Below are 24,414 nucleotides of genomic sequence, written 5' to 3'. Positions count from 1 at the left end.
GTTGCCCACCCCACAATATTGGGTAATTTATTTCTTGGAAGTCCCTTATACAATTACTATTGTAATATAAATACTACAAAACTACAATCCTCATAGTTGTTTTCATTTATTTGAACTACAACCACTGTAGGGATAGGGAATTTAAATTGATGAAAAAGGTTTAACCCAGCTGAGCTGAATAGTGATATTAAGAGCGATCGCTGCTATTCCAAACCACAGCACACTTTCCAAAGCCATAACCACAAAAGGCCAAATTGTGCTATCAGAATTCCACCCAAGTTCTATCTGAGTTAATCCCCGCACCAAGCCAAAAGCCAATACACCGCCAGTTTTTAGCTGAGGATTTTTATCTGAGCGAATGATATAGCGGTAAGTGACACCAAATAGGAAACCCATAAAACTTGCAACTGTAGCACTCATCCACAAGTGCCAATTAATATCACTTTGCAGAATTGTGAGAGTGTGAAAATACTTTGCCAGTACTAAAGTATTTAAAAGATTGGTAATCACGAAGGTAAAAAATAGGGAAAAACCTCCAACTGTTCCAGCCTTAAGAGATTCTAGGCGTTCTGCTATTAATTGAGGATCTAAAGTTTCGTTCAGGATAATTGAAAATTTATTTTCAAAATGCTTCATTTGGATGAAGGGTTATTAAAGAAGAATTCAGAAGTGAGAATTCAGTAGTCAGAATGAGTCAGAATAGTTAAAGAATAATTAGTATATTTATTCTTTAAATATACTAATTGTTCTAAATTTATTATAAATTCTGACTCCTGACTTCTAGGTGCTGAATTCTTACTTAAAATCTATTTATTTTGCAGCAAGCTTTCACCACGTTGATAAATGTCGCCTGCATATTCAGTCCAAGCACCTTGTCCCCAATAACGAAAACAACTAGTTTGCAGCAAAAGATTATGTAAGAGAACATTACGGTATTGAGATGTTCTAGTGATAGGTTCTGCTGAGTCAGCTTGTTGTAAGGGATCAACTTTCTGATGAAATAGACTGCTTAATTGATACATAGGAGACAACACATTTTCATATCCTTTTACCCAACTTATATGATTTGTCCAGGAAGCTCCATCCATGTGAAAATTAGAGTTAATTTGCTTTAATTCTTGAATGGCATTCTCTACAGCATCAGAGTGGGAATTATCGGGTGAAATTCTTTCCCAAATCTGATGTTGTCCAACTGGTTGACAAGATGGATAGTCTTCAGGTTTGCATCCAGCAGCTTCGATTAATTCTAAATATTCTGTGCCACAGATACCAACAACGCCTGATTTTCCTCCACCGTTATTTACCATATCTCCCCAAGCTTGTTTAAAAGCACTAGGAAATTCATTCATCATGACACCGCCATTTTCACCATCTCCAATTTGACTAACTATTGGTGGGACAAATACACTGCCAATTTGTTGTTTGGATAAGGTTTTTGCTTCATAATAAGGCTGCATTTGAGCAACTAATTTAGTATCAGAACCTTGAGTTTTAATTAATGCTGTAATACTAATTGTTTCACCTTGAGAATTACGAGCAATCAGACGATGTGGTAAATGTTTGTAAGTGAGAGATTCACCGCTAATTGTTTCTACAGAATGTTCTTGAACAAGTAGCCAACGATATCCACATTCTTTCAGCGCTTTGACAAATTCAAAGAGAGCATCAGGATGATTTGGGAGGTGCATTTCTGGAGGTGAAAATCCTTTGACTCGCGCTAATGCTTGCCAGCCAAAAATTGCCGCAAAGTGATGTTGCCATGCAACGATATGTAATTTTATATCTGCTATGGGAGTGGAAGGAATAACTGCATGACTCCACATTGTACCCAGCCATTCTACATAAGGCTGATAGGTTGGATCGCAAGTGATGCGTTTCAAGTTATCCAGAACATCATCGCGTCCCATTTGCCTGAGTCCCCATAAAAGATTACCTGAGTAATCCAACATTACGCGGGGATTGCAACCTTGACTTACAAGTTCGGGGATCAAGTCTCCCATACGGCTGTAACAATTAGCAAAAGGTGCTGCATTATGGTTATCCCCCTCGTTGGGATGTTCAAACATATGTTGCAGATTACTGATGAGTGTACCACCATTTCCAGCAGGGATTGTGGGCTGGTGCATATGTAAGGCGATCGCAAATACAGCTTTTACGTCTTCTAATTTAATATTGGTTGTTGGTAAAAATACTGGTGCATCATGGTTAACTACAGAGAGAACCTCTGTTTCCCAACCAGAAATATTCGGCAAGCCATCAATGATTTCGGGTAAATTACTAAGAGTAGTAGGGAAGGAAAGCATTTTTGGTTGCTCCAATATGAGTTATATCTAGAAAAATTGCGTTTGTATTTAATAATACTTGACATAGCGTATATCCAATGAATACCCCAAGTCACGCCATTCTCAACTTGCTGATTTTTAATCAACAATTGCGAACTCAAGCAAGTCCAGCAATTGTCATCGGCGCAGTCTTACCAGATATTCCCATTTTTGTGTTCTACTTTTTAATGAAGTTTGTTTACCATCTGCCGACACGCCAGATTTGGTCAGAAGTTTATTATCAACCTTTTTGGCAAGCTATTATTAGTACGTTTCATTCGATTCCCCTGGCGTTGATGGGGATATTGATTGCCCATGTCTTGAGTTGGCAGTTGATTGAAATTGGGTTGCTCAGTATGGTGCTACACTCGCTTTTAGATTTACCAGTCCACAACAACGACGCCCGCAGACATTTTTTTCCTTTTAGTAATTACCGTTTCATCAGCCCGATTTCTTACTGGGACAAAAATCATTATGGCGCGATGGCGTACCCGCCCGCCGTAGGCGATCGCGGCTTTGGTAGAAATTCTCTTGGTTCTAGGGGCAACAATTTATCTGTTTCCTTCTATGCGATCCCAGTGGAGTAAAGGATTGCTAATTGCGGTCAATCTGTTTTATTTCGTCGGATATTCCCGTTTTTACCTTTTAGCAAAAGGCAGTTGACCGCGGTAGAGTGCTTGAAAAAAGTTAGGTCTGACGCCTAGACGCGCTAGAAATTATGTTCTTGACCAAAGCAAATCGCTAAAACGATGGATTTTCCTTAAAAAACCCAGTGTTGGTTGACGCTGTTCTCTTCTTGGTGCTGGTGGAGTTGCTATTTGTAAAATCAGTTCTAGTAACCAAGGCGCGAGGCGTTGACACCACACAGCTAAATGACTTTGCCATCCGACTAAAATTTCTGGTGAATCATTTTGCATTCCAACGACGAGAGCTTGAGCTACTTGCTGGGGAGTCATGGGGATCACCCAGCGAAATAATTTCATGTCACGCACCATGTCTGTGTCTGTCAGGGAAGGTAGTAATGCAATGACTCGGATATTGTGTTGGGCTAGTTCCCGGCGTAAAGCTTGGGTAAATCCTAAGATGGCAAATTTGGTTGCGGAGTAAGTCGCCATCGTCGGAGCAGCAATTTTCCCCATTAAGCTCGACACATTGATAATTGTCCCTTGTCTTTGGCTGGCCATACGTCGAGCCATGAGACTTGTGAGGTTGTACATTCCGAATAAGTTCACAGAGAGTTCTTCTTGAACTTGGGGCATTTTAGATTGCAAAAATGAGCTTTGGTATGCGACTCCGGCACAATTGACCAGCAGATGAATTGGACCATAGTTGCGCCAAACTTGGGCAATGGTGACATTCACCTCGATGACCTGAGTCAAATCTAAGGCAAAGATTGCAGTTTCCACACCCATCGCCTCGATTTCGTTCGCTACCTCCACTAGCTTTTGGCGATCGCGTGCTACCAATATCAGGCGCTTGATCCCTTGTTGCGCTAGTTCCAGAGCGATCGCCTTACCAATGCCACGAGAAGCCCCTGTAATCAGGGCTACTTTACCTTGAATCTCCATTTGTTTTATCTCCAAAATCTAAGTCTTACCAAACTCTTTGTTGCCAACAGACACATTCACAGCTAGTCGCTTGTCGGCATTGGGTAAGATGAGTAGTCCATCGCAATTGATATCAAACCAAAATTAAGCCCTTAGTAACGATGTATTTCTTAAGTTTTTCTACAATCCTTCGTAATTGTCTATACGAGGTAGAAATTTCTCGTTTTTTACTTGTTAATACCTAACACACTTGGCTGAATCGATATAGTTCATAGATTTTACTTCTCCTCGATCCGAGCGTTTATCAGCACCGTTGACATACACACGTTAGCAATTAAATCAACTTGCCGCAATATTTTTTAATAAGAATTTCTTAATAGTTGTTAACACAAGTATATATATAGAAAAAATTTTATTAAATAAGTTTTTATGAATACCTAGGTACAAATATCTCAATTCTCTGACAATTAATCCTGTTCTCAGAAATTGTTATAACTAAGCCACAGCTTAGAAATAAAAAAGACATACTATAGCAATCTATTTGATTTGTAAGAATTTCAAACCGAAGATACCCGACTTATCAAAGAAGTCGGGTATCTATTTTTCACTGATTATTCAAGATTGTTATATTATTTTTCTTATGATTGCAATAACTATATTCTATATTAAGTTACATGGTATAGAAAATCTACTTAAATTTTCCTCAGTATACTGAGAAAGAACCTTTTAAGCTATATTATATATGAATTTGAAATCCACCACTCTGTAACTCATTACTTGCAAACTGCTGTATCTACCTCCGTATTATCTCGTATTTTTTCCGAAAGAAATAAAATTATGATTTCCACAAAAACCAAATTATACAGGAAGTGCCACATCATCATCATTAACGGATCGCATTTTTGGCAAAGCATCCTAAAAGCAACTATTCGGAATTTTATACTGAATAATATGATTTTTAGGAAACACTAGGATCGTCTGATTTTTTTATCTCTTCTAAGATTCGTTTAACTTGATTAACTTTTTCATTTCTATTCTGTTGTTGGAAAATATTTAAAGCTTTTTCTAAAGAAGACACTGCTTCATCTGGTTTATTTGTTTGCCACATTGCTAGGGCAAAGTTAGTTAATGCCTCGGCATAATTAGGATTAATGTCTAAAGCTTTTTGATATTCAGTAATGGCTTCTTGCCAGCGATTTTCACTAGCATAAACAACACCGATAGCATTGTAAGCTAGAGCATATTTTGATTGTAGGCGAATGGCTTCTCGATAGGCCTTAATTGCTTCGTCTGGTTTCTTTTGCCCAAAAAGCACGTTCCCGAGTTGAAAGTGTCCGAAGGCATCTTCGGGAAATTTTTTAATGAATTTGCGTAAATTTCCTTCTGCACCTGTCAAGTCTCCCTGATTAAGTAAAGCATTGGCTTGTTGCAAAAGCTGCGATCGCTCTGGTGGATCAGTCTCGGAAAATTGGGCTATTTTTTGCCGTTGTCTTTCTGTATCCTGTTCAGGCGTATGTAAAGAAACTTTTCCAGAAACTGCTAACACTGACGGAGATAGACTAATTGGAGTGATAATACTCATTATCATACAGCTAATAGATTGAACAAATCCTAATTTCAGTTTGCTGTTCAGTTTCATCACCCTGAATGCCTCAATAATCTTCTAATATTTATGATAAAACGCTGGTGCGTTACACGGTAACGCACCAATATTCAATACTACTCGGTTAAGCATTTTTAACTCGGCATTGGGTTTGGGGTAAAGGTTAAAGGTTTTTTCTTTCCCCTTTTCCCCAAAACCCGACAAGTATTGCACCAGTATTAATCTAAAATTGCTACGCGCCTTCTCGCAACTTATCCAACACGCTTCTATCTTCTAAGGTTGAAGTATCACCAGATACTTCTTGTCCCGCAGCTAGATTTCGCAATAAGCGCCGCATAATTTTACCCGATCGCGTTTTCGGCAAAGCGTCGGTAAAGCGAATTTCTCCGGGACGAGCGATCGCACCTATTTCTTTGACAACGTGCTGTTTCAGCTCTTTACTAAGTTCCTCACTTCCCTGATAACTGCCTTCTAAAGTCACAAAAGCAACTACTTCTTCACCTTTGAGTTCATCGGGCTTACCAACTACAGCGGCTTCTGCAACCGCTGGGTGAGAAACTAAAGCTGATTCTACTTCCATTGTACCGAGTCGGTGTCCTGATACATTCAATACGTCATCCACACGACCCATTACCCAGAAGTAGCCATCTTCATCTTGCCTCGCACCATCACCAGCAAAATAAGTATAGTTACCATCTTTGGGTGGGATGTGTTCCCAGTAGGTGCGGCGGAAGCGTTCTGGATCGCCGTAGACTGTCCGCATCATTCCTGGCCAAGGATGTCGCACCGCCAAATAACCGCCTTCCTTATTTGGTACAGTATTTCCTTCCAAATCTACGACATCTGCAATAATTCCTGGGAAGGGAAGAGTTGCGGAACCGGGTTTGGTGGGAATTGCCCCTGGTAGCGGTGTAATCATGATACCGCCGGTTTCTGTTTGCCACCAAGTATCCACAATCGGACAACGCTCCCCACCAATTACTTTGTGATACCACATCCAAGCTTCGGGGTTAATTGGTTCGCCGACGGTTCCCAACAAACGCAACGAAGACAAGTTTCGCGCATTAGGATGTTGTTCGCCCATCTTAATAAATGCCCGAATTGCCGTAGGTGCAGTATAAAAAATATTAACGCCGTATTTTTCTATAACATCCCAGAAACAGCCAGGATTAGAAGCACGGGGCGCACCTTCATACATAATCGTTGTTGCACCGTTGGAAAGCGGACCATAAACAATGTAGCTGTGCCCTGTAATCCAACCTACATCTGCGGTACACCAATATACATCCGTGTCTTGGAGGTCAAATATCCACTTGGTGGTCATGTGGGTATACAAATTATAACCAGCAGTTGTATGCACTACGCCCTTCGGTTTGCCTGTGCTGCCGGAAGTGTAGAGGACAAACAGCATATCTTCACTGTCCATCGGTTCGGCGGGACAATCTGCTGATACTCCTTTTTGCAAATCATGCCACCAATGATCGCGTCCCCCCAACTGCATATTAGTTTCTTGTCCGGTGCGCTTGACAACCAGGACATTTTCGACGCTAGGAACAGCACCATCAGCTAAGGCTTTGTCTACCTGTACCTTCAGAGGAACGATCGCATCTTTGCGCCAACCACCATCAGCTGTGATTACCAGTTTGGCTTGAACATCAATTAAGCGATCGCGCAAAGCTTCGGCACTAAAACCACCAAATACGACACTGTGGGGTGCGCCAATTCTCGCACAAGCTAACATAGCGATCGCAGCTTCCGGAATCATCGGCATATAAATCCCAACGCGATCGCCTTTTTGTACACCCAGTTGCTTTAAAACATTGGCGAACTGACAAACTTCCCGATGCAGTTGGGCATAAGTGAGGGTACGGGAATCACCTGGTTCTCCTTCCCAAATCAATGCTGCTTTATTTTTACGCCAAGTAGTGAGATGTCTGTCAAGACAGTTGTAAGAAATATTGATTTTACCGCCAACAAACCACTTCGCAAAAGGTGGTTGCCACTCTAATACTGTATCCCATTTTTGGAACCATGATAATTCTGTTGTGGCCAAATCTGCCCAAAATTGCTGCGGATCGGCTTTGGCTTTGTCATAAAGGCGCTGATAGTCTTCTAGACTTTTGATATGGGCGTTTTGTGAGAATTCCGAGGCAGGATGAAAGAGGCGATTCTCTTGAAGGATGGATTCTATGGTTGGTTGAGACATAGTTACATTTGCAAACGGTATTGTTACTAAAAACTATTCTTAGCCCAGTTATGCTGTAGAACTTTTAGATTTTCGTTAAGCTGGGTAGAAATTGCCGAGTTATTTAGTTTACATTCATTTTCATCTAGCAAAAGCAAGCGATCGAGAAATGTAAAGACGTTTTGCAACCTATCTACCGGGAATGTTGCAATATTGTAAGTAGTCTTGACAAGCAAAGCCTAAAACTATGACTCTCACCGTCGAAGTTAGCAGCCTATCTCTCAATGATGTTCATCGCTTCTTAAAACTGGAAAAGCTTTCAAATGCTTCATTCACAGACTTCTTAAGTTTAGAAACACTCTCTGACTTTGAACAGCAGGATTTATTGCGAATCAGAAACGACTTCGATCGTTACTTAAGTGCAGGTAAAATTTCTGAGGGTTTGGTTAAATTTTTAACAATTGCGCCATTAATGCGGTTAGCAGGATTTTACGATGTACCGATTCGGTTGACAATGGAAGATAGTATTGCGATCGCAGTTGAAGATGAAGACAGAAGAATTACCGGACGGATGGATATTTTAGCAATCAACAGTCCTCAAAGTAATATTGCGCCGCCATTTTGGGTTCTAGTGATGGAAACGAAAAATAGTGCGGTTGAAGTAGGTGAGGGTTTACCTCAATTACTCACTTATGCTTTTAAGAGTTTAGATCAACAACCATCAGTTTGGGGACTGGTAACTAACGGACTGCGTTATCAATTTGTTTATTTAAAACGTGACGAACAGCCAATTTATCAGTCAATGCCATTATTAAATCTGAATGAATCTCCCGGTGCAACAGAGTTATTGCAAGTTTTCAAAGCCATCTGCAAGTTACCAAATTTTCAGTAAATAAATTGCGGAGCGATCGCTCATGTCTGAACCTGCTACTTTAGAAATCATTTCTGATGATATTTCAGAGGAAATTATTTTTCCTCCGGGCGATATACTTAGTGACGAACCACCCTTGGAAAGTGACCTACACCGAGATCAAATTGATTTGCTGATTCGCCTACTCAAATTGTGGTGGCGAGAAAAACAAGATTTTTATGCTTCTGGGAATTTGACAATTTACTACAGTCCTAACCAGAAAAAATCAGAAAAGTTTCGCGGCCCAGACTTTTTTGTCGTTTTGGGAACCGAAAAAAAAGACCGTAAGAGTTGGGTAGTTTGGCAAGAAGACGGCAAATATCCAAACCTGATTGTGGAAATTTTGTCAAGTTCAACCGCAGCAGTTGATAAAGGTTTAAAAAAACAAGTTTATCAGGATACCTTCCGTACACCCGATTATTTTTGGTTTGATCCTGTAACAATGGAACTTCAGGGATTTCATTTAGTTGATGGTAAGTATCAAGAAATTCCAACCACCACTGATGGACGTTTGTGGAGTCAGCAGTTAGAACTTTATTTGGGAGTTTATGAAGGTAAATTAAGATTCTTCACGGCTGAAAATCAATTGATACCATCATCTGAAGAGCTAGCCCAACAGGAAAGTTTACGTGCCGAACAAGCAGAAGAACGTGCCCAAGAAGCAGAACAAGAAATTGCCCGACTGCGTGAACTTTTACGTACACAAGGCATTGATCCTGAGAACATTTGATAACATCAATAAAATCACAAGAGACACTTTACAGTTAAAATTAGATATAAATTTGTTGAAACAGTAAACAGCGAACAGTCAGCTAAAGCGTATTACAGGGAACTTATACCCAAGCGACAAAACTGACAATAGGTAACTAAGTAACTGTTAGAAAAGCGTTAGTTTTTGAAAGTAGGGCGTCGTTTGCAAGCAAAAGAGATTAAGGATAAATTACAATCCCTCATCGAGCAAGCTTCCTCGATAGATCCTAATTTAGCGAGAAGATTAGATGAAATCAATCGTTGGGTAAAAAATATCAAGCCGGGTTCACTGACGGCAAAACCTTTTGTACTTGCTTTTCTCCTAGAAGTGATTACGGATTCTACAATTTGGCTGATAATCAAATCATCACCTTCCGAAGCAGAACAAAAAGCAAAGTTCGATCAAATGACACCGATTGAGAGATATTGGTATCGTTACCTTTTCCCTAGATGGATTAATGCAAACGACTCCAAATTTTATATTTGGAAGCAAAAATTAATGGCGGGTGAATTTAATCAGGTTGATGATGATATCATTAGAGATATAGCCCAAGATATTGTCCAGCGAGAAGGTAGTTTTTGGCAGCGTTATATTGCCGACCTTTCAATGGCAACAGATTTAATTGTTTGTAATCGTAACCACCAACCACTCTGCATTCAAATTACCAGTGTGAGTGAACAACTTAATCAGCAAAAGTACCAAGCTTGGCAAAATACACTGCGATCCTGGCAAATCGAGAGAGGGCTGTTCTTAAGTTACAACCCCAAAAACGCTAACTTTGTTAACCAATTAGTTAACGTAGCGCTGTATAACAGCGATTACCTTTCTGGTGGGAAATATTTAAAATTTTCCTGATCATCTCCGGATTTTGATGTACAAAATTTGTATTCTAGCCTACATACTTACCTGCTAATTACAGCTTTTATGGCTCACCAACGAGAAACTCACCGCTGCAACAATGTAGATAATTTTACTGAAGCATTAGCAACGGCTCGACAAATGCAGCAGAACTGGTTAACTTACGGGGTTAATTTTGTCAATTTTTATGTTGAAGATGTAGATGGAGACTGGTTAGAAACTTGGGGACATGATGAAATATTAGGTAATTCTCAATTAGATACCATCAAAGAATTTTTGGTAAGTCATGATAATGTGGCTGTAAAGGTGAGGGAGTATTTGGGAGAGCGATCGCTTTTTGACTTTGCCGTAAATTTAGATGAATCTTGGAGAATTTCTGAAACAAGTAACAGGTTATCGGCTGTAATAAACTTGTTAGCTGGTGAAGAGAATAGTATTGATACAGATGATGTTACCTTATTGGATTTAGCAAATATTCTGCTGATAAAGTTAGTAGAGATTTTGTAAAATTTTTATTGGCGTAGTTGTAAAGTAAATTTTGAAGTCTTATTTTCGGTTGCGATTGGGTAGCATATAGGCGATCGCTTGCAACACTGCATCTCTCTCTGTGTGTACACCGTAGTTCTTCCAAAGGGAGGGGCTAACGCCAAGGGAGAAGGACGCAAAGGATACAAAGAATTAAGAGTTTGAGAAAGTTATAGCGTAAGTTCTAAGGGACTTACAAATCCCAAATCTAAAATCTAAAATTCCCTAACAATGACTGATTAGGCATTAACTGACTCTCAAAACGACTGTAAACAATTTGGGTTGGATACCAAGAAGAAAACCAGTAGGAATCTTGAATAATTTGGCAAGAACTACTCCCATTTGGCAACTCAAACCGAACTAAACCTAAGTTATTTAATCCAATTACTTCTCGCCCTTCTTGAAACCAGCGAGATTTCCAAAACATTAGGGGTTGTAAACTTCGTCTTTTGGTCTTTTCTCGTCGTTGCCAAGGAGCGATAAATGATGCTAAATCTGCTGTGTAGCGATAAGTCTGAGCGCTTTGTCGAGGAATCCATTCCAGCGCACAATACCAGTCTGGGGAATTTGGCGATCGCCGATTATGGTGTAATTTTTTCCCAGAAATTTCTACCATATTGGCTGGATTCATCCACCCCATCCAATATCGGATTTTTTCTGCTAATAACCAATCTTTCAATCGTGTATGAATCAGCCGCGTCAGCATTTCTTCATTTTTCAAAGCACTAGAAGTTAACTGTACTAAAACAGATTGCAATTGAGAATCGGTACGTTCATAAGACAGGCGAGCCGCAAAACTGTAGTGAATATCCCCAGACAAAATAATCACTTGTTGACGTTGCCCAAATAAAGTGTTGAGGAATTTTGCCAGTGCTTCAACATTGATGTTCCAAGCATCACCAACATCTGTGGCAAAAACTTTCTCTTGTTTTAAATTCCAATGGTGAACCCAGTCAATCACTTGCGAGCCAAATACATTAGTGGGTGCAATTACAAATGTAGCTGGAATCTCAGTTTCTTCAGCTATTTTTTGTAAAGGCAAAACTAGTTGTTGCTCAAAGGCTTTTGGAGATAGCAGCATCGGTGGGGCGATTGCTTTTTGCTCGATTGGGTAGCCTCGCCATGTACGTGTATCTAAGACAATCACTTCATGACAATTGCTCTGGACTATGTAGTTCCAAGTAAGTGCTTCTGGATGTCGAGCCAGAATGAACACCGAACCGTCTTCAACTAAGACGGGTAAGCCTGTGTGGAGATCGTTGGGTGGCATCCCAACATAACGAGCGATCGCTTCATCAGCCTTTGTGTCCGTTCCTTGGGAAGCTGACCAAGTTTCTGCCGCCATCAGCAGTTTTTCGCCAGTTTGACCTTTTGTAAATTGCCCAGGTGTATTGCCCCACGCTTGAAATACTGTATAAGCTAACAATGCATTTTGGACTACTCGTCGCCCTAAGGGACGCCCCAGCACCCGCAAACACCAAGCTTGGTTCAAATTCCAATCATCGCTAACATCATGGTCATCAAAGATGGTGTAGACGGGAATATTAGCGAGGGCGCGACGCACTTTCCCAAGGGTATAAATGAATTGTCGCAAATCCCGCACTGCTTGGTTCCAGTGTTCGATCGCATGGCGATCGCGTGTTACTTCGTGTCCTTGAGGAAAGGCGGCCGGCCAGCACACTGGCGACCAGGTTAATAAATAAGTAGCGTAATACTCCCCCAAACTCAGAAGATGACTAGCAACTTTCTCAGATTTATTATGTAATCCTGCGGTTAAACCTGCTTCCTTTGTCGCAACTTCAGCCCGCTCTCCAGGGGGCAGTTCCTTGGGAGTGCAGTACGCTCCACCCACAGGAAGTTGTTCTTCCCAACCCAGCAGGGCATCCCCAAGAGTAGTGGCAACCCATAGCGAGGGATCTGCTACATCGTCGCCATAAATTTGATCTCCGGTGAGGAATAACTGGTGAGGACGTTGTTGTGGTTGATTTGCTGATGCCTCAATTAAACAGTCAAGAATCGGTAATGTATCAAACCCAGAACCATGAGGTTTACGACAAGAAGCATGGACAATTTGTAAATCTTGGAGACGAGTGGGCGGTAGGGTAAAGGTTGGTTTTTGATGATCGAAGTAGCTAATGCTAACTGTAGGAAAGGAGTTGGAGCATAATGCTTGTTGCAGCGTTTGCACGGACTGGTCAGCAATAGTAAATAGCAGATCGTATGCATAGATATGACCTGCTGTGAGGTGATGTCCAATTTTAGACCGAGCCGTTATGGCAACTGCATGAAGATACTTACCCAAAGCAACAGTAGAGCGTTCCCCTGACAATAAGCAATTTTCCAGTAATCCACCATCATTTGTTGTGTCATAAACCTTAAGTTCTACCTGACAAGACTGTTTGAGTGCCACCCATACCGTTACTGATTCAGGTTCAGTATGTTTGAGAATTGGCCCTGCCAAAATTAGCGGCAGTTCTTGGAAAAACTCATCTCCAGCTTGGTACTTCATTACAAACAGTTGACAAAATGATGATATTTTGGATTATCTTGGTTTATGACTAAAATATTGCCAAAAATCCTAATAATTTAAGAACTACTATAAGTAATCTAAGCTCTGCATTGTGAATGCATCGACTTGCATTGTGAATGCATCGACTCGCATTGTGAATGCATCAACTCGCATTGTGAATGCATCAACTCGCATTGTGAATGCATCAACTCGCATTGTGAATGCATCGACTCGCATTGTGAATGCCTCGACCTGCATTGTGAATGCATCGACTCGCATTGTGAATGCATCGACTCGCATTGTGAATGCCTCGACCTGCGATCGCTTATTTTATCGATAAACACACTAATGTTTCTTTTACTACAAATTAGGGTACTGGATACTAGGAAATTATTCTAAAAATTGGCAAGAGTTAGAGCAAATTCCATAATTTTTCCGCTCTTCACCCAATCCCTAGTCCCCAGTCCCTTCTACCTAATTCCGAGCAATACCTTCTTGACGTGCTGCTTGTTGCACAGCAGCAGCAACAGCAGTGACCACACGCTCATCAAAAACTGACGGAATAATATGTTCCCGATTTAAGTCTGAAGGCTTGACTAAAGAAGCGATCGCATTTGCGGCTTCTAGGTACATTGTGGTGGTTATTGTCCTTGCCCGACAATCTAAAGCACCACGAAATACCCCAGGAAAAGCCAGGACATTATTGATTTGATTCGGGTAATCACTGCGACCAGTAGCGATGACAGCTACATCTTTGCTGATTAATTCTGGCTGAATCTCGGGAATTGGATTTGCCATTGCAAAAATAATTGGATCTTTTGCCATTGATTGCACCATTTCTGGTGTCAAAACTCCCGGTGCGCTGACTCCAATAAATACATCTGCCCCTTGCATGGCACCTGCTAAAGTGCCCTGAGCTTTCACAGCAAATTCGAGTTTTTCTTCTGTCAAATCGGTGCGACTGGTAGAGATAATTCCTTTAGAGTCACACATCCAGATCTTTTCTGCCCCGGCTTTCTTGAGTAAGCGAGCGATCGCTATTCCCGCCGCCCCCGCACCGTTAATCACGATGCGAATTTCCGCCATTGATTTATGTACTAGCTTTAGGGAATTCAACAATGCTGCCAAGGTAACAATTGCGGTCCCATGCTGGTCATCATGAAAAACGGGAATATCTAACTCTTCTCGCAATCTCTGTTCAATTTCAAAACAGCGTGGGGCAGCAATATCCTCTAAATTCACGCCACCAAACACGGGAGCGATATTCTTGACTGTTCGGATAATCTCTTCTGTATCTTGGGTGTCCAGACAGATGGGAAAAGCATCTAGCCCAGCAAATTCCTTGAATAACATTGCTTTGCCTTCCATAACTGGGAGTGCAGCCGCTGGTCCGAGATTTCCTAAACCCAAAACTGCACTACCATCTGTAACAATGGCAACAGTATTTTGTTTAATGGTTAACTTGTAAACTTCTTCTGGATCTTGGGCGATCGCAGTACAAATCCGACCAACTCCCGGTGTATACGCCATTGCTAAATCAGAGACGCTTTTTAAGGGAATTCTGCTAGTAATGCTGATTTTGCCACCGCGATGTAAATTGAAGGTGCGATCGTAAACACTGAGTAACTTGATGTCTGGTAATGCTTTGACTGCTTGCACAATCGTCTCAGCGTGTTCGGTACTAGCAGCATCAACCGTCAGATCGCGGGTAGACTCTTTGCGGGTTTGCTCGATTAAATCTATTTGACCGAGATTACCGCCAGTTGTGGCGATCGCCTGAGTTATTGACGCCAACATCCCTATACGATTGGGAATCTGCAAGCGCAGTGTCAAACTAAAACTAGAATTAGGAGTTAGGTCTGCCATGTTGATTTTGTATTTTAAGTTTTAGATTTTATATTGAATTGCTCGGTAAAAATCTAGACAAAAGCTAAAATATGTGGTTCACAAGAACTCTACCATCCTGTGTTGCGATCGCCAATACGTAAAAGGGATTGGGGATTGGGTATGGGAGACGTGGGGTGGTGGAGAGAATTTCACCCCATCACCCCAGTCCCCAGTCGCAGAGCGTGGTAAATAATATGTCTTTGGTGGGAGGTCAAATAAGGAAATTTCCAGACAAATTGATACAAATATAGCTAAACTTGCGCGATGTGAGGCTTGGGGTTAGGTTTGAGAGAAAGTTGCACACCGCATTAAACTTACAAAAATTTACTTTTACTTCATACCTAGCTGTAACATGACTGCACAATCTTCTCGTTCTGGCAAAATTCTGGTTGTTGATGACTCTCCTGATAATGTATTTTTGATCAAAACTATTTTGGAAGAAGAAGGTTACACCATTAGCACCGCAGAAAATGGTATTTCAGCATTGGCACAATTAAAAGCATCTTCTTGTGACTTGGTTCTACTAGATCTGATGATGCCAGATATGGACGGATATGAAGTAACTAAGCATATTCGTGGAGATATGAAGTTGCCACAATATATTCCCATATTGCTAATCACTGCCCACGATGCGCCCAACGTTGCCCACGGATTAGACTTAGGTGCTGATGATTTTATCCGCAAACCCGTAACAGTAGATGAATTACTGGCAAGAGTGCGATCGCTTTTGCGTTTGAAACACAGTATGGATGAACGCGATGAAATAGCCCGCCAGCGAGAAGATTTTGTTTCCCGCCTCACCCACGACTTACGCACACCCTTAGTAGCCGCCGATCGGATGTTATCGCTATTTCAACAAGGCGCTTTGGGAGCATTATCATCGCAAATGCAGGAAGCGATCGCCATTATGGCGCGAAGTAATATCAACCTGCTTTCTATGGTCAATACCTTATTAGAAGTTTATCGCTTTGAAGCCGGTCGCAAAACTTTAGTATTGCAACCAGTTAATTTAGTACAGTTACTACAAGAGGTAGCTGGAGAATTAACACCCCTGGCTCAAGAGAAAACACTCTTGCTCAATCTGGAGTTTACTGAAGAGTTAAACACAAACACAGTGATTGGCGATCGTTTAGAATTACATCGTTTATTCACTAATCTTATAGGTAATGCAATCAAATTTACCGACTCTGGTTCAGTGACTATTCGTCTTACTTCTCAACACCAGTTTGACAAAACTAGCCAATATCAATTGTTTGGAAAATCTAATTTTTCTGACTACATTAGTATTGAGATAATAGATACTGGTTCAGGTATTCGCCCAGAAGAACAAGCCACTATCTTTGAACGATTTCGCCAAGGCAGTCACAAGAGTTCTGGTAGTGGCTTAGGACTCTACCTAGCTCGCAGAATTGTCGAAGCGCATCAAGGGATTATTTTGCTTAATTCAGCATTAGGTAAAGGTAGTACATTTCTTGTCCTTCTACCTAAGAAAATATAATAAAATTAATTAGCAGCAATCATAAATTAGGAGTTATTAAACCATAACTGGTTTAAATTATCTCGAATCAGCGCCATAGAAAATATTGCATTATACCTGTTATACAAATATTCACGAAACTGTATTTACTTCCTAAAAAGCTTTTTTATCTCTTCTTTGTGCCTTTGCACGCTCAAAATCAAATATATTAACACAGAGCTAATATTGAATAAGTATTTGTTTATTGGACAAAAAAATGATTAACACTGAATCATCAAATATTGGCGATATTATCCAGAATCAGCGTGAGTTTTTTCAAACTGGCAAAACTAAAGATGTCAATTTTCGCATTCAGCAACTTCAAAGACTCAAGGAAGCAATAATTGAACATAAACAAGAAATAATCCAGGCTTTACAAGCAGATTTACATAAACCAGAACTGGAAACTTACCTGACAGAAATCGTCGTCATTAAGGAAATTGATTATGCCATAAAATATATAAAAAGCTGGACTAAGCCAAAAAAAACAGAGCTTTCCTTTGATTTTTTTTCCTATTCAGCCCACATTTATCCAGAACCACTAGGGGTTGTTTTAATTATCGGTACTTGGAACTATCCATTTCAGCTAACGATCTCACCCTTAGTAGGAGCGATCGCCGCCGGAAATTGTGCAATTATTAAACCGTCAGAAATTGCCTCTCATACATCTAGTATCGTCGCCAAGATTATTAGAAAATATTTCCAAACAGCTTATATTGCAGTAGTAGAAGGAGGGATAGAAGCCAGTCAAAAATTACTAGCAGAAAAATTCGACCATATCTTTTTTACTGGTGGTACAGCCGTCGGCAAAATTGTTATGGCAGCAGCGGCAAAACATCTCACACCAGTTACTTTAGAATTAGGTGGGAAAAGTCCTTGTATAGTGGATACCAACATTAATCTTGAACACACTGCCAGACGAATTACTTGGGGCAAATTTATTAATGCCGGACAAACTTGTATCGCCCCCGACTATCTTTTAGTGGATAAAAAAATCAAAAAAGATCTAATAGACGAACTGAAAAAATGCTTAAAAGAATTTTATGGAGAGAATCCGGCAAACAGTCCTGATTATGCCAGGATTATTAGTCAAAAACACTTTGACAGATTGGTTAAGTTTCTTGAAGATGGTAAAGCTATAGTTGGCGGAGAAACTAAATCTTCCGAGCGTTATATTGCCCCGACACTAATTGATAATGTCTCATTAGAAAATTCTGTAATGCAGGAAGAAATTTTTGGTCCGATTCTGCCCATAATTGAATACACTGACATTGCAGAAGCGATCGCCTTGATTAACTCTAGACCAAAACCCTTGGCGTTATATTTATTTTCTCACAACAAAAACCTGCAAAAGCGAGTTTTACAGGAAACTTCATCTGGTGGAGTCTGTCTCAATGATACAATGATGCAGTTTGGTACTTCATCTTTACCATTTGGTGGAGTAGGGGATAGCGGTATTGGGAATTACCACGGTAAAGCCAGCTTTGACACCTTTTCCCATAACAAAAGCGTCTTGCAAAACTCCTTCTGGCTGGATTTGAAATGGCGATACGCTCCCTATAAAAGCAAGTTACCGCTCATAAAGAAACTTTTGGGTTAAAACCCATGAGTTATAAGTTAATTTTGCTAATTTTAGATTTTGAATTGGAGGAAAAATCTAAAATCCAAAAATCAAAACCCAAACGCGCTACTGTAACGCTCCTCAGCCCAAGGTTCACCACGGCGATGGTAGCCATTGCGCTCCCAAAAACCAAGTTCTTCACCAGCTAAAAACTCTAAACCATTAATCCACTTCGCACTTTTCCAAGCGTAGAGGTGGGGAACAACTAGCCGCATCGGGCCACCGTGTTCAGCTGGAAGATCTTCACCAAAAACTTTAAAAGCAAAGAAGTTTTCTTGTCGGATAAAGTCTTCCATAGAAATATTAGTAGTGTAGCCGCCATAGCAGTGTTCCATAATGTGGGCTACTTTGGGGTCTAGCTCAATCAGATCCATGAAATCTGTGACTTTAATTCCAGTCCATTTGACATCCAGTTTAGACCAGCGCGTTACACAGTGGAAATCAGCCGTGAACTCGTGTTGAGGTAGCGCCATAAAGTCTGACCAACTAAAGGTAGCAGGTTTTGTTAAACCCCAAACCCGAAACTCCCATTCTTCAGTATTGACTTGAGGAGTTGCGCCGTAAGTTAATACCGGGAAACCTTTTGCTAAGTGTTGACCTGGAGGAACGCGTTCGCCTTCTTCCTTCCCTGGTTTCTGAAAAAATTTTCCTAACATAGTGGGAGAAAACTTATTCTTTTCAAGATATTTAGAAGCTTTTGTGCTGAATAGGTAATGGGTAATGGATATTTATTTCCAATTACTCACTACCAATTTTTCCAGGTTTAATGAACTTGTGTAGAGTATTTCTGATTCATAATCCAATCAGGAAAGCTAATAAAAAGCGTTTATCGACTATTGAGAAGTTCGAGCGGTGACTTTCTTTCGTCAATGACATCTATCGCTGCTGTTCATGCTTGTCCTGACTGGAAAATTATGATTCTTCTTCCTCTTCTTCAGCAGCTGGATAGACAAATGTAGAACGCCCAGTCAAAATTGACTTGCCCAGAGACAGAGCTTTCTGAGCTTCAACAACAGCTTTGTGCGTCCAAGTAGCTCGGCGTTTATCTCGTTTTGATTTGGAAGTTTTCTTCTTAGGAACAGCCATATCAGCAGATATCGTGATTTTTGACAACCTTTTTATTTTAGGCCATCCATTGACGACAAGGATGCGAATTTAGCCAAGAATTAAGTAAACGCATTGGGCAAAAGAGTGCTGTTAGCGGATAGCTAAGGTTTAGCCCGTGTTGAGTTAGGAGTTAGTATTATCTCCCTCATCTCCCACTACCCCCAATACTGCTCGGGTAAAGCATTTTTAACTCGGAATTGGGTTTGGGGAAAAGGTTAAAGGGTAAAGGTTAAAGGTTTTTTCTTTCCCCTTAACCGACAAGTATTGCCACTACCCCTGTCTCCACAACCAGGCTGCTGGAACTACATTGGGAATTCTGGCTATTTCTCAAAGAACAGTAGCGATCGCGCAGTTTTATAGTAAGTTGCCCAATTTTGAGCATCAGGGCGCGATCGCCATTCTGGACGACTGACTTCTAATGTCAGAACTGGTGCGATCGCTCCATAATTTTGTACGGATACAATTATGGAAACATCTGTCACTAAAATATCTTGGTCGAAGCTCCGCTGGGCAGCTGTGCGAGCGACCGCTTCCGCTCTTCGCAGAACAGTTTCGTAGTTTTCTTCTGGTAGACGATCGATCGCTAAGTCAACTCTGGCTGTGTAAGCGCGTACAACTTGCGGGGCGATCCCTTCCGTCAAAAACCATGCAGGAACAGTAGATATGAGCAAAATTACTAAAGGAAATATCCGGATTCTTCTGGCAATTTGGCTAATAACTGAAAAGGGAGTGATCGATGATGGTATGTGAGCATAAATCTTGCTCATGACCTTGTAGCTCCTTATTAAAGATCTGTAGTTGAAATTAAGTGAAAGTATTTTCCGGTCAATTAACGTAATAAAAACTACATTCTATCTTAAGATTCGCTAAGAATCACCTAGACTATAAAACATCAGGTTAGCTTTGTTTTTTGGGCAAAGCCAACCGTAATTTTAAGACCAGCAAACAATAACTGACAAAGAGCGGGATGGCAAATTACTGGGCGATCGCTATTGGCATCAATCAATATCAGTTATTTCAACCTTTGAGTTGTGCCCAAGCCGATGCTGAGGCATTAAAAGATATTTTGGTGACAGAGGCAGGTTTTGTCCCCGAACATTGCCTGCTGATGACGGATACTTCCCCGCCCATTGGGGATAGATCGACTTATCCAACTAAAGAGAATATTTTGCTGCTGCTTGAGGATTTGGCAGCGACCTGTTGGCAACCAGAAGACTATCTCTGGTTATTTTTTAGCGGGTATGGAGTTAACCACAAAGGCAAAGATTACTTAATGCCGGCGGAGGGTAACCCCGAACTTGTGCCAGAGACAGGCATAGAATTGCGATCGCTAATGCAAAGTCTGCAACTTGCTGATTTGAATGTATTACTACTACTTGATATCAACCGCGCTTTTGGCACTCAAGCAGATGCTCCCGTTGGCGAAGAAACCATAGAACTAGCCCAAGAACTACAACTGGCCACAATTCTTTCTTGTCAACCAGAGCAGTTTTCCCACGAGAGTAGCGAACTCGGTCACGGATTCTTTACAGCAGCTTTCCTAGAAGCTTTACGTTCTGGGAATTGCAGCAACTTGGCAGATTTGGAAAGCTACCTCAGCCTTCTAGTGCCAAAATTATGTCAACACCACTGGCGTCCGATCCAAAACCCTGCCATTATTATCCCATCAAGAGCGCAGGTAATATTACCAAAATTCGCAATAGGCAGCGATTTTCGGTCAGAATCGTTGATTTACCCAGAAGAATCATTTGCTATTGCCCTGGCAGCTCCGCCCCTCGACGATTACCCAAGAACTTCAGCCGAACGAGGCAGATGGCAAGAAGCAACTATTAACTCCTCGAAGACTGAGAATGTCCAGAAGTCTAACGGTAAACAAGTCCAAGAGTCAGCTAGTAGCTTAGTTTCCCAACCAATGCCAGAAACTTCTTTGGGAGTGAACACGAGGGGAAGATTTATCCCCAATTCTTCCCAAGCCCAAGTCTCTCGATTTCCATCGAATCAACCAAGCATTCCTTTTTGGAAACAGTTTATCTTATGGGGTGGAGGCAGCTTGCTAATAGCAGGTTTAATCGCCGTAGTTTTTCTGCGTAATCAAGAAACTTTTAGAATTAAGGATATATCAAATAGATCGCCCAATGTTACTGCTAGCAGTCCCAAGACGATCCAGAATTTAGCAAATGACTCCTCAATAATTCAAACTACTGCACCAGTTAGACCGAAAAACCAATCTAGCGTCCAAACGGCATCGAATTCCGAGTCGCAAAAGCGCAATCAAGCAGTATTAGACCTGGCGAAAATGTCGCTCAAAGAAACTCAGGCTAGTGATTTGAGCTTGGCCATCGCCACAGCTCGAAGAATTCAACCCGGCGAACCACTCTATGAGCAAGCTCAGGAAAATATTAAGATTTGGAGTCGAATGATTTTAGATTTAGCAGAAGGTCGTGCTAAACAAAGACAGTATGCTAATGCTATTGCAGCCGCTCGATTAATTACCAAAGATGAGCCAGCTTATGCCAAAGCACAAGCAGCAATTAATTTATGGCGGCTAGAAGGCAAACAGTATGTAAGTAACAAAACTCTTTTAGATGCAGCGAATGCCTTAATTAAGTCCGGACAGGCATCTACTTACAATCGGGCGATCGAAGTTGCGAAAAAAGTACCGTCAGGTGAACCAGGCTTCGATACCGCCCAAAAATCAATTGATAATTGGAGTGAGAAAATTTTAGATCTGGCCAAGCGTCGCGCCGCTGAAGGAGAACTCAATGCGGCAATTGCGACCGCTGCTTTAGTGCCAGAGGAGACAGCCTCTTACGAAGATGCTCAGGATGCCATCCAAAAATGGCAGAAAAAATAATGGGACAAGGCGACAAGGCAACAAGGAGATAAACAAAACTCCTAACTCCTAACTCAGCACTCCCTACTCCCTACTCCCTACTCAGCACTCAACAGTACTGCGATACATCTTCGCCACATTCGTCGGCGAGATAGCACAGCGCTCGGAAACGTAAGCCAACCACTTCTTCATATAAGGGGTTGAGTTTACACATAGGCGGAATATGAAACAGGGTCTTCCCGAATAACTTGACATCTCGCTCAAAGGGACACTGAGATGGAATCAGTTTGCACAAGCGATGAGCTATTTGGCGATCGCTAACTTGAATGTTATCTACCCGCTGCCGTAAGGGTTGGAGAATATTCCAGTACGACTTGGAAACAGAATGGTTTAGCTGGGTTACTTTATGTCCACTAGTTTCTGGTTGGTTGAATGAGACCCAGCTTGCCAGAAAAATCTTTTTTGTGGTATTATCGAATACCTTCATGGTTAATCCTCTGTGTTATTGAGGCTGTTCACGTTTCTGGTGAATGTATACAACGTGGCAACGAACTTTCCCGGATGATTTGTGTCCTGACTGCGATATAATGTAATACCTGTTCAGCCACTTAAGTCAGAACCTAATTTATTACTACGTCAAGTTAACCGCAATTTTCGCGGGATCGGTAGTGTAGTAATGCAATCTTGTTCGTAGCTTGACACAGTTTAAATTTTAGTGAAGACATCCACCCTTGGGTAGGTTTTAGTGTAACATTTACAAAACTAAATATAATATCTATTTGAAAGTATTTTTTATAAGTATAAATATCAGTAATACCCTAGTGGGCAGTCTTTGGTCTCCGTGTTTCCGCGTTTTTGCATCTTTATATCCTGTTAATGGCTGGCTGAATGCGGTAGAAGGAGAGAAAAATGCCATTGGGCTTTAGTATGAGATTACCTACACAAAGTCTGCGTAACCAAGCTAATCAGGCTAAATATTAGTGATTTTTGTGCAATTTGCCACTTATAGCGTATTAGGGTTAACTTACCTGGGGTTAGCATTGGGCTACATTCCGGGTTTACGCATGAACCGCGCCACCATTGCTTTAGTCGGTTCTGCGTTTTTAATTGCTTTAGGTGTTCTAAATTTACAGGAAGCATGGCAGGCCATTGATGCTAATACCATCGTGTTTCTGTTGAGTATGATGGTAGTTAATGCCAACTTATCCTATGCAGGGTTTTTTAGGCGATCGCTCTCGGTAATATTGAGTATTACTAGTAGTCCTCTGGGTTTATTGATTGCTTTAACTTTTGGCAGTGGTATCCTTTCCGCCTTTTTTCTCAATGACACCATAGCGTTGATTTTTACACCTTTAACCTTGAGTTTGACTCAAAGTTTGGGTTTAAATCCGATTCCTTATTTACTAGCGATCGCTGGTGCAACTAATATAGGTTCGGTAGCAACCTTAAGCGGTAATCCCCAAAACATCCTGATTGGCTCGTTTTCAGGCATTCCCTACCTAGATTTTCTGCGTGTATTAGCCCCAGTTGCCCTTGCAGGCTTGGTAGTTCAGGTAGGATTACTGTGGCTACTTTACCCAGATGTACGCTCAGTCAAACCTTGCGAAGTATTACCCACCACCAACCAACGTATTTTTAAACCGTTATTTAATAAAACATTAGTTATCACAACTGGGCTACTGATTGCCTTTACTGTGGGCTTACCCTTAGCTGAATCTGCTTTAGTCGCTGCTAGCTTGTTGCTAATTACTCGACGGGTTAAACCCCAGCGCATCTTGCAAAAGGTAGATTGGAATCTGCTGGTAATGTTTTCTGGATTATTTATTCTGACGCGAGTCACGCAAAAATTGAATTTACTTCAGCCATTTACCCATGCGGTTAACTCTGCTGCGAGTTTTTTGGGTGTGACTGTTATTTTATCTAACTTGATTTCTAATGTGCCTGCTGTACTTTTACTGCATCCCCTGGTTACTCAGGGTGATACTAAGTATTGGCTATTACTGGCAGCTGGCTCAACCTTGGCTGGGAATTTGACTGTGTTTGGTTCAGTCGCCAATTTGATAGTTGTAGAAGCTGCTGCTGATTTAGGTTATAAGCTAACTTTTTGGGAACATCTAAGATTTGGAGCGCCCCTAACGGTGTGTACTTTAGTTTTAGTGTATTTTTGGGTTCATTGAGGGCGATCTTTTTGTTCGCGCAGAGGCGCAGAGGCGCAGAGAAGAACGCAAGAGTGGGTTTGTA

Annotated in this window: 22 protein-coding genes; 11 read left to right on the top strand and 11 right to left on the bottom strand. The window is 41.2% G+C overall.

Annotated elements, in window-relative coordinates; translation table 11 throughout:
* Positions 1-141 precede the first annotated feature (141 nt).
* Positions 142-636: a hypothetical protein gene (locus ACFG4S_RS26815; protein WP_392531971.1), complete on the bottom strand. Its 495-nt coding sequence runs from the start codon at positions 634-636 to the stop codon at positions 142-144.
* A 170-nt stretch (positions 637-806) separates the two neighbouring features.
* Entirely contained in the window at positions 807-2,303 is a 1,497-nt protein-coding gene (locus ACFG4S_RS26810; RefSeq protein ID WP_392531970.1) for a glycosyl hydrolase family 57, read from the bottom strand.
* 77 nt (positions 2,304-2,380) lie between these two features.
* Between ACFG4S_RS26810 and ACFG4S_RS26805 the strand changes: the two genes are divergently transcribed.
* Entirely contained in the window at positions 2,381-2,908 is a 528-nt protein-coding gene (locus ACFG4S_RS26805) for a hypothetical protein (protein ID WP_392531969.1), read from the top strand.
* A gap of 129 nt (positions 2,909-3,037) precedes the next feature.
* Here ACFG4S_RS26805 and ACFG4S_RS26800 read toward each other — a convergent pair whose 3' ends face one another.
* From ACFG4S_RS26800 to acs, 3 genes are all read right to left on the bottom strand, one after another.
* Positions 3,038-3,889 carry an SDR family NAD(P)-dependent oxidoreductase gene (locus ACFG4S_RS26800; RefSeq protein ID WP_392531968.1) on the bottom strand — a complete coding sequence of 284 codons (852 nt, stop codon included), beginning with the start codon at positions 3,887-3,889 and terminating at the stop codon, positions 3,038-3,040.
* 937 nt (positions 3,890-4,826) lie between these two features.
* Positions 4,827-5,507 (bottom strand): tetratricopeptide repeat protein, encoded by a 681-nt coding sequence (locus ACFG4S_RS26795; RefSeq protein ID WP_392531967.1) that lies wholly within the window; start codon positions 5,505-5,507, stop codon positions 4,827-4,829.
* A gap of 196 nt (positions 5,508-5,703) precedes the next feature.
* Complete coding sequence (acs, locus tag ACFG4S_RS26790) at positions 5,704-7,677, bottom strand: acetate--CoA ligase (RefSeq protein ID WP_392531966.1); 1,974 nt, start codon at positions 7,675-7,677, stop codon at positions 5,704-5,706.
* 226 nt (positions 7,678-7,903) lie between these two features.
* On the opposite strand from acs, the gene ACFG4S_RS26785 reads away from it, so the two are divergent.
* The 4 genes from ACFG4S_RS26785 (at position 7,904) to ACFG4S_RS26770 (ending at position 10,682) form a co-directional block, all read left to right on the top strand.
* Positions 7,904-8,548, top strand: a complete 645-nt coding sequence (locus ACFG4S_RS26785) for a restriction endonuclease subunit R (RefSeq protein WP_392531965.1) — start codon at positions 7,904-7,906, stop codon at positions 8,546-8,548.
* A 22-nt stretch (positions 8,549-8,570) separates the two neighbouring features.
* Positions 8,571-9,296, top strand: a complete 726-nt coding sequence (locus tag ACFG4S_RS26780) for a Uma2 family endonuclease (protein ID WP_392531964.1) — start codon at positions 8,571-8,573, stop codon at positions 9,294-9,296.
* A gap of 183 nt (positions 9,297-9,479) precedes the next feature.
* Positions 9,480-10,172: a hypothetical protein gene (locus ACFG4S_RS26775; RefSeq protein ID WP_392536090.1), complete on the top strand. Its 693-nt coding sequence runs from the start codon at positions 9,480-9,482 to the stop codon at positions 10,170-10,172.
* A gap of 69 nt (positions 10,173-10,241) precedes the next feature.
* Positions 10,242-10,682 carry a hypothetical protein gene (locus ACFG4S_RS26770; RefSeq protein ID WP_392531963.1) on the top strand — a complete coding sequence of 147 codons (441 nt, stop codon included), beginning with the start codon at positions 10,242-10,244 and terminating at the stop codon, positions 10,680-10,682.
* Positions 10,683-10,908: 226 nt separating this feature from the next.
* On the opposite strand, the gene ACFG4S_RS26765 is transcribed toward ACFG4S_RS26770, so the two are convergent.
* Positions 10,909-13,209: a PhoD-like phosphatase gene (locus ACFG4S_RS26765; protein WP_392531962.1), complete on the bottom strand. Its 2,301-nt coding sequence runs from the start codon at positions 13,207-13,209 to the stop codon at positions 10,909-10,911.
* Positions 13,210-13,342: 133 nt separating this feature from the next.
* Here ACFG4S_RS26765 and ACFG4S_RS26760 point away from each other — a divergent pair, with 133 nt between their 5' ends.
* Positions 13,343-13,549, top strand: a complete 207-nt coding sequence (locus ACFG4S_RS26760) for a hypothetical protein (protein WP_392531961.1) — start codon at positions 13,343-13,345, stop codon at positions 13,547-13,549.
* Between the two features lie 134 nt (positions 13,550-13,683).
* Here the strand turns inward: ACFG4S_RS26760 and ACFG4S_RS26755 are convergent, their stop codons facing one another.
* Entirely contained in the window at positions 13,684-15,075 is a 1,392-nt protein-coding gene (locus ACFG4S_RS26755) for a malic enzyme-like NAD(P)-binding protein (protein WP_392531960.1), read from the bottom strand.
* Between the two features lie 73 nt (positions 15,076-15,148).
* Here ACFG4S_RS26755 and ACFG4S_RS26750 point away from each other — a divergent pair, with 73 nt between their 5' ends.
* From ACFG4S_RS26750 to ACFG4S_RS26740, 3 genes are all read left to right on the top strand, one after another.
* Positions 15,149-15,289 carry a hypothetical protein gene (locus tag ACFG4S_RS26750; RefSeq protein WP_392531959.1) on the top strand — a complete coding sequence of 47 codons (141 nt, stop codon included), beginning with the start codon at positions 15,149-15,151 and terminating at the stop codon, positions 15,287-15,289.
* A 159-nt stretch (positions 15,290-15,448) separates the two neighbouring features.
* Positions 15,449-16,594, top strand: a complete 1,146-nt coding sequence (locus ACFG4S_RS26745) for a response regulator (protein ID WP_392531958.1) — start codon at positions 15,449-15,451, stop codon at positions 16,592-16,594.
* 235 nt (positions 16,595-16,829) lie between these two features.
* A complete protein-coding gene (locus ACFG4S_RS26740) occupies positions 16,830-18,212 on the top strand; it encodes an aldehyde dehydrogenase (protein ID WP_392531957.1) in 1,383 nt (460 codons plus the stop codon).
* Between the two features lie 71 nt (positions 18,213-18,283).
* On the opposite strand, the gene ACFG4S_RS26735 is transcribed toward ACFG4S_RS26740, so the two are convergent.
* From ACFG4S_RS26735 to ACFG4S_RS26725, 3 genes are all read right to left on the bottom strand, one after another.
* Positions 18,284-18,889 (bottom strand): sulfite oxidase-like oxidoreductase, encoded by a 606-nt coding sequence (locus tag ACFG4S_RS26735; protein ID WP_392531956.1) that lies wholly within the window; start codon positions 18,887-18,889, stop codon positions 18,284-18,286.
* Between the two features lie 256 nt (positions 18,890-19,145).
* Positions 19,146-19,319 (bottom strand): 50S ribosomal protein L32, encoded by a 174-nt coding sequence (gene rpmF / locus ACFG4S_RS26730; protein WP_392531955.1) that lies wholly within the window; start codon positions 19,317-19,319, stop codon positions 19,146-19,148.
* 341 nt (positions 19,320-19,660) lie between these two features.
* The gene (locus ACFG4S_RS26725) at positions 19,661-20,107 is read right to left on the bottom strand and encodes a hypothetical protein (RefSeq protein WP_392531954.1); all 447 of its coding nucleotides are present in this window, start codon (positions 20,105-20,107) and stop codon (positions 19,661-19,663) included.
* A 200-nt stretch (positions 20,108-20,307) separates the two neighbouring features.
* Between ACFG4S_RS26725 and ACFG4S_RS26720 the strand changes: the two genes are divergently transcribed.
* Entirely contained in the window at positions 20,308-22,194 is a 1,887-nt protein-coding gene (locus tag ACFG4S_RS26720; RefSeq protein WP_392531953.1) for a caspase domain-containing protein, read from the top strand.
* Positions 22,195-22,282: 88 nt separating this feature from the next.
* Here the strand turns inward: ACFG4S_RS26720 and ACFG4S_RS26715 are convergent, their stop codons facing one another.
* On the bottom strand, positions 22,283-22,660 hold the full coding sequence (locus tag ACFG4S_RS26715) for a Mo-dependent nitrogenase C-terminal domain-containing protein (protein WP_392531952.1): 378 nt from the start codon (positions 22,658-22,660) through the stop codon (positions 22,283-22,285).
* Between the two features lie 493 nt (positions 22,661-23,153).
* Between ACFG4S_RS26715 and ACFG4S_RS26710 the strand changes: the two genes are divergently transcribed.
* Positions 23,154-24,350 (top strand): anion transporter, encoded by a 1,197-nt coding sequence (locus ACFG4S_RS26710; RefSeq protein WP_392531951.1) that lies wholly within the window; start codon positions 23,154-23,156, stop codon positions 24,348-24,350.
* Positions 24,351-24,414: the final 64 nt, after the last annotated feature.

It is taken from the genome of Nostoc sp. C117, from assembly GCF_043099735.1.
In the GTDB taxonomy this organism is placed as follows: Bacteria; Cyanobacteriota; Cyanobacteriia; order Cyanobacteriales; family Nostocaceae; genus Nostoc.
The sequence above is the reverse complement of the archived record's forward strand: the minus strand, read 5'-3'. Positions and strand labels throughout refer to the sequence as shown.

What these genes read in the sequence shown, in the direction of transcription:
- ACFG4S_RS26815 (WP_392531971.1), bottom strand. Translation starts at nt 636, where the DNA reads ATGAAGCATTTTGAAAATAAATTTTCAATTATCCTGAACGAAACTTTA.
- ACFG4S_RS26810 (WP_392531970.1), bottom strand. Translation starts at nt 2,303, where the DNA reads ATGCTTTCCTTCCCTACTACTCTTAGTAATTTACCCGAAATCATTGAT.
- ACFG4S_RS26805 (WP_392531969.1), top strand. Translation starts at nt 2,381, where the DNA reads ATGAATACCCCAAGTCACGCCATTCTCAACTTGCTGATTTTTAATCAA.
- ACFG4S_RS26800 (WP_392531968.1), bottom strand. Translation starts at nt 3,889, where the DNA reads ATGGAGATTCAAGGTAAAGTAGCCCTGATTACAGGGGCTTCTCGTGGC.
- ACFG4S_RS26795 (WP_392531967.1), bottom strand. Translation starts at nt 5,507, where the DNA reads ATGAAACTGAACAGCAAACTGAAATTAGGATTTGTTCAATCTATTAGC.
- acs (WP_392531966.1), bottom strand. Translation starts at nt 7,677, where the DNA reads ATGTCTCAACCAACCATAGAATCCATCCTTCAAGAGAATCGCCTCTTT.
- ACFG4S_RS26785 (WP_392531965.1), top strand. Translation starts at nt 7,904, where the DNA reads ATGACTCTCACCGTCGAAGTTAGCAGCCTATCTCTCAATGATGTTCAT.
- ACFG4S_RS26780 (WP_392531964.1), top strand. Translation starts at nt 8,571, where the DNA reads ATGTCTGAACCTGCTACTTTAGAAATCATTTCTGATGATATTTCAGAG.
- ACFG4S_RS26770 (WP_392531963.1), top strand. Translation starts at nt 10,242, where the DNA reads ATGGCTCACCAACGAGAAACTCACCGCTGCAACAATGTAGATAATTTT.
- ACFG4S_RS26765 (WP_392531962.1), bottom strand. Translation starts at nt 13,209, where the DNA reads ATGAAGTACCAAGCTGGAGATGAGTTTTTCCAAGAACTGCCGCTAATT.
- ACFG4S_RS26755 (WP_392531960.1), bottom strand. Translation starts at nt 15,075, where the DNA reads ATGGCAGACCTAACTCCTAATTCTAGTTTTAGTTTGACACTGCGCTTG.
- ACFG4S_RS26745 (WP_392531958.1), top strand. Translation starts at nt 15,449, where the DNA reads ATGACTGCACAATCTTCTCGTTCTGGCAAAATTCTGGTTGTTGATGAC.
- ACFG4S_RS26740 (WP_392531957.1), top strand. Translation starts at nt 16,830, where the DNA reads ATGATTAACACTGAATCATCAAATATTGGCGATATTATCCAGAATCAG.
- ACFG4S_RS26735 (WP_392531956.1), bottom strand. Translation starts at nt 18,889, where the DNA reads ATGTTAGGAAAATTTTTTCAGAAACCAGGGAAGGAAGAAGGCGAACGC.
- rpmF (WP_392531955.1), bottom strand. Translation starts at nt 19,319, where the DNA reads ATGGCTGTTCCTAAGAAGAAAACTTCCAAATCAAAACGAGATAAACGC.
- ACFG4S_RS26725 (WP_392531954.1), bottom strand. Translation starts at nt 20,107, where the DNA reads ATGAGCAAGATTTATGCTCACATACCATCATCGATCACTCCCTTTTCA.
- ACFG4S_RS26720 (WP_392531953.1), top strand. Translation starts at nt 20,308, where the DNA reads ATGGCAAATTACTGGGCGATCGCTATTGGCATCAATCAATATCAGTTA.
- ACFG4S_RS26715 (WP_392531952.1), bottom strand. Translation starts at nt 22,660, where the DNA reads ATGAAGGTATTCGATAATACCACAAAAAAGATTTTTCTGGCAAGCTGG.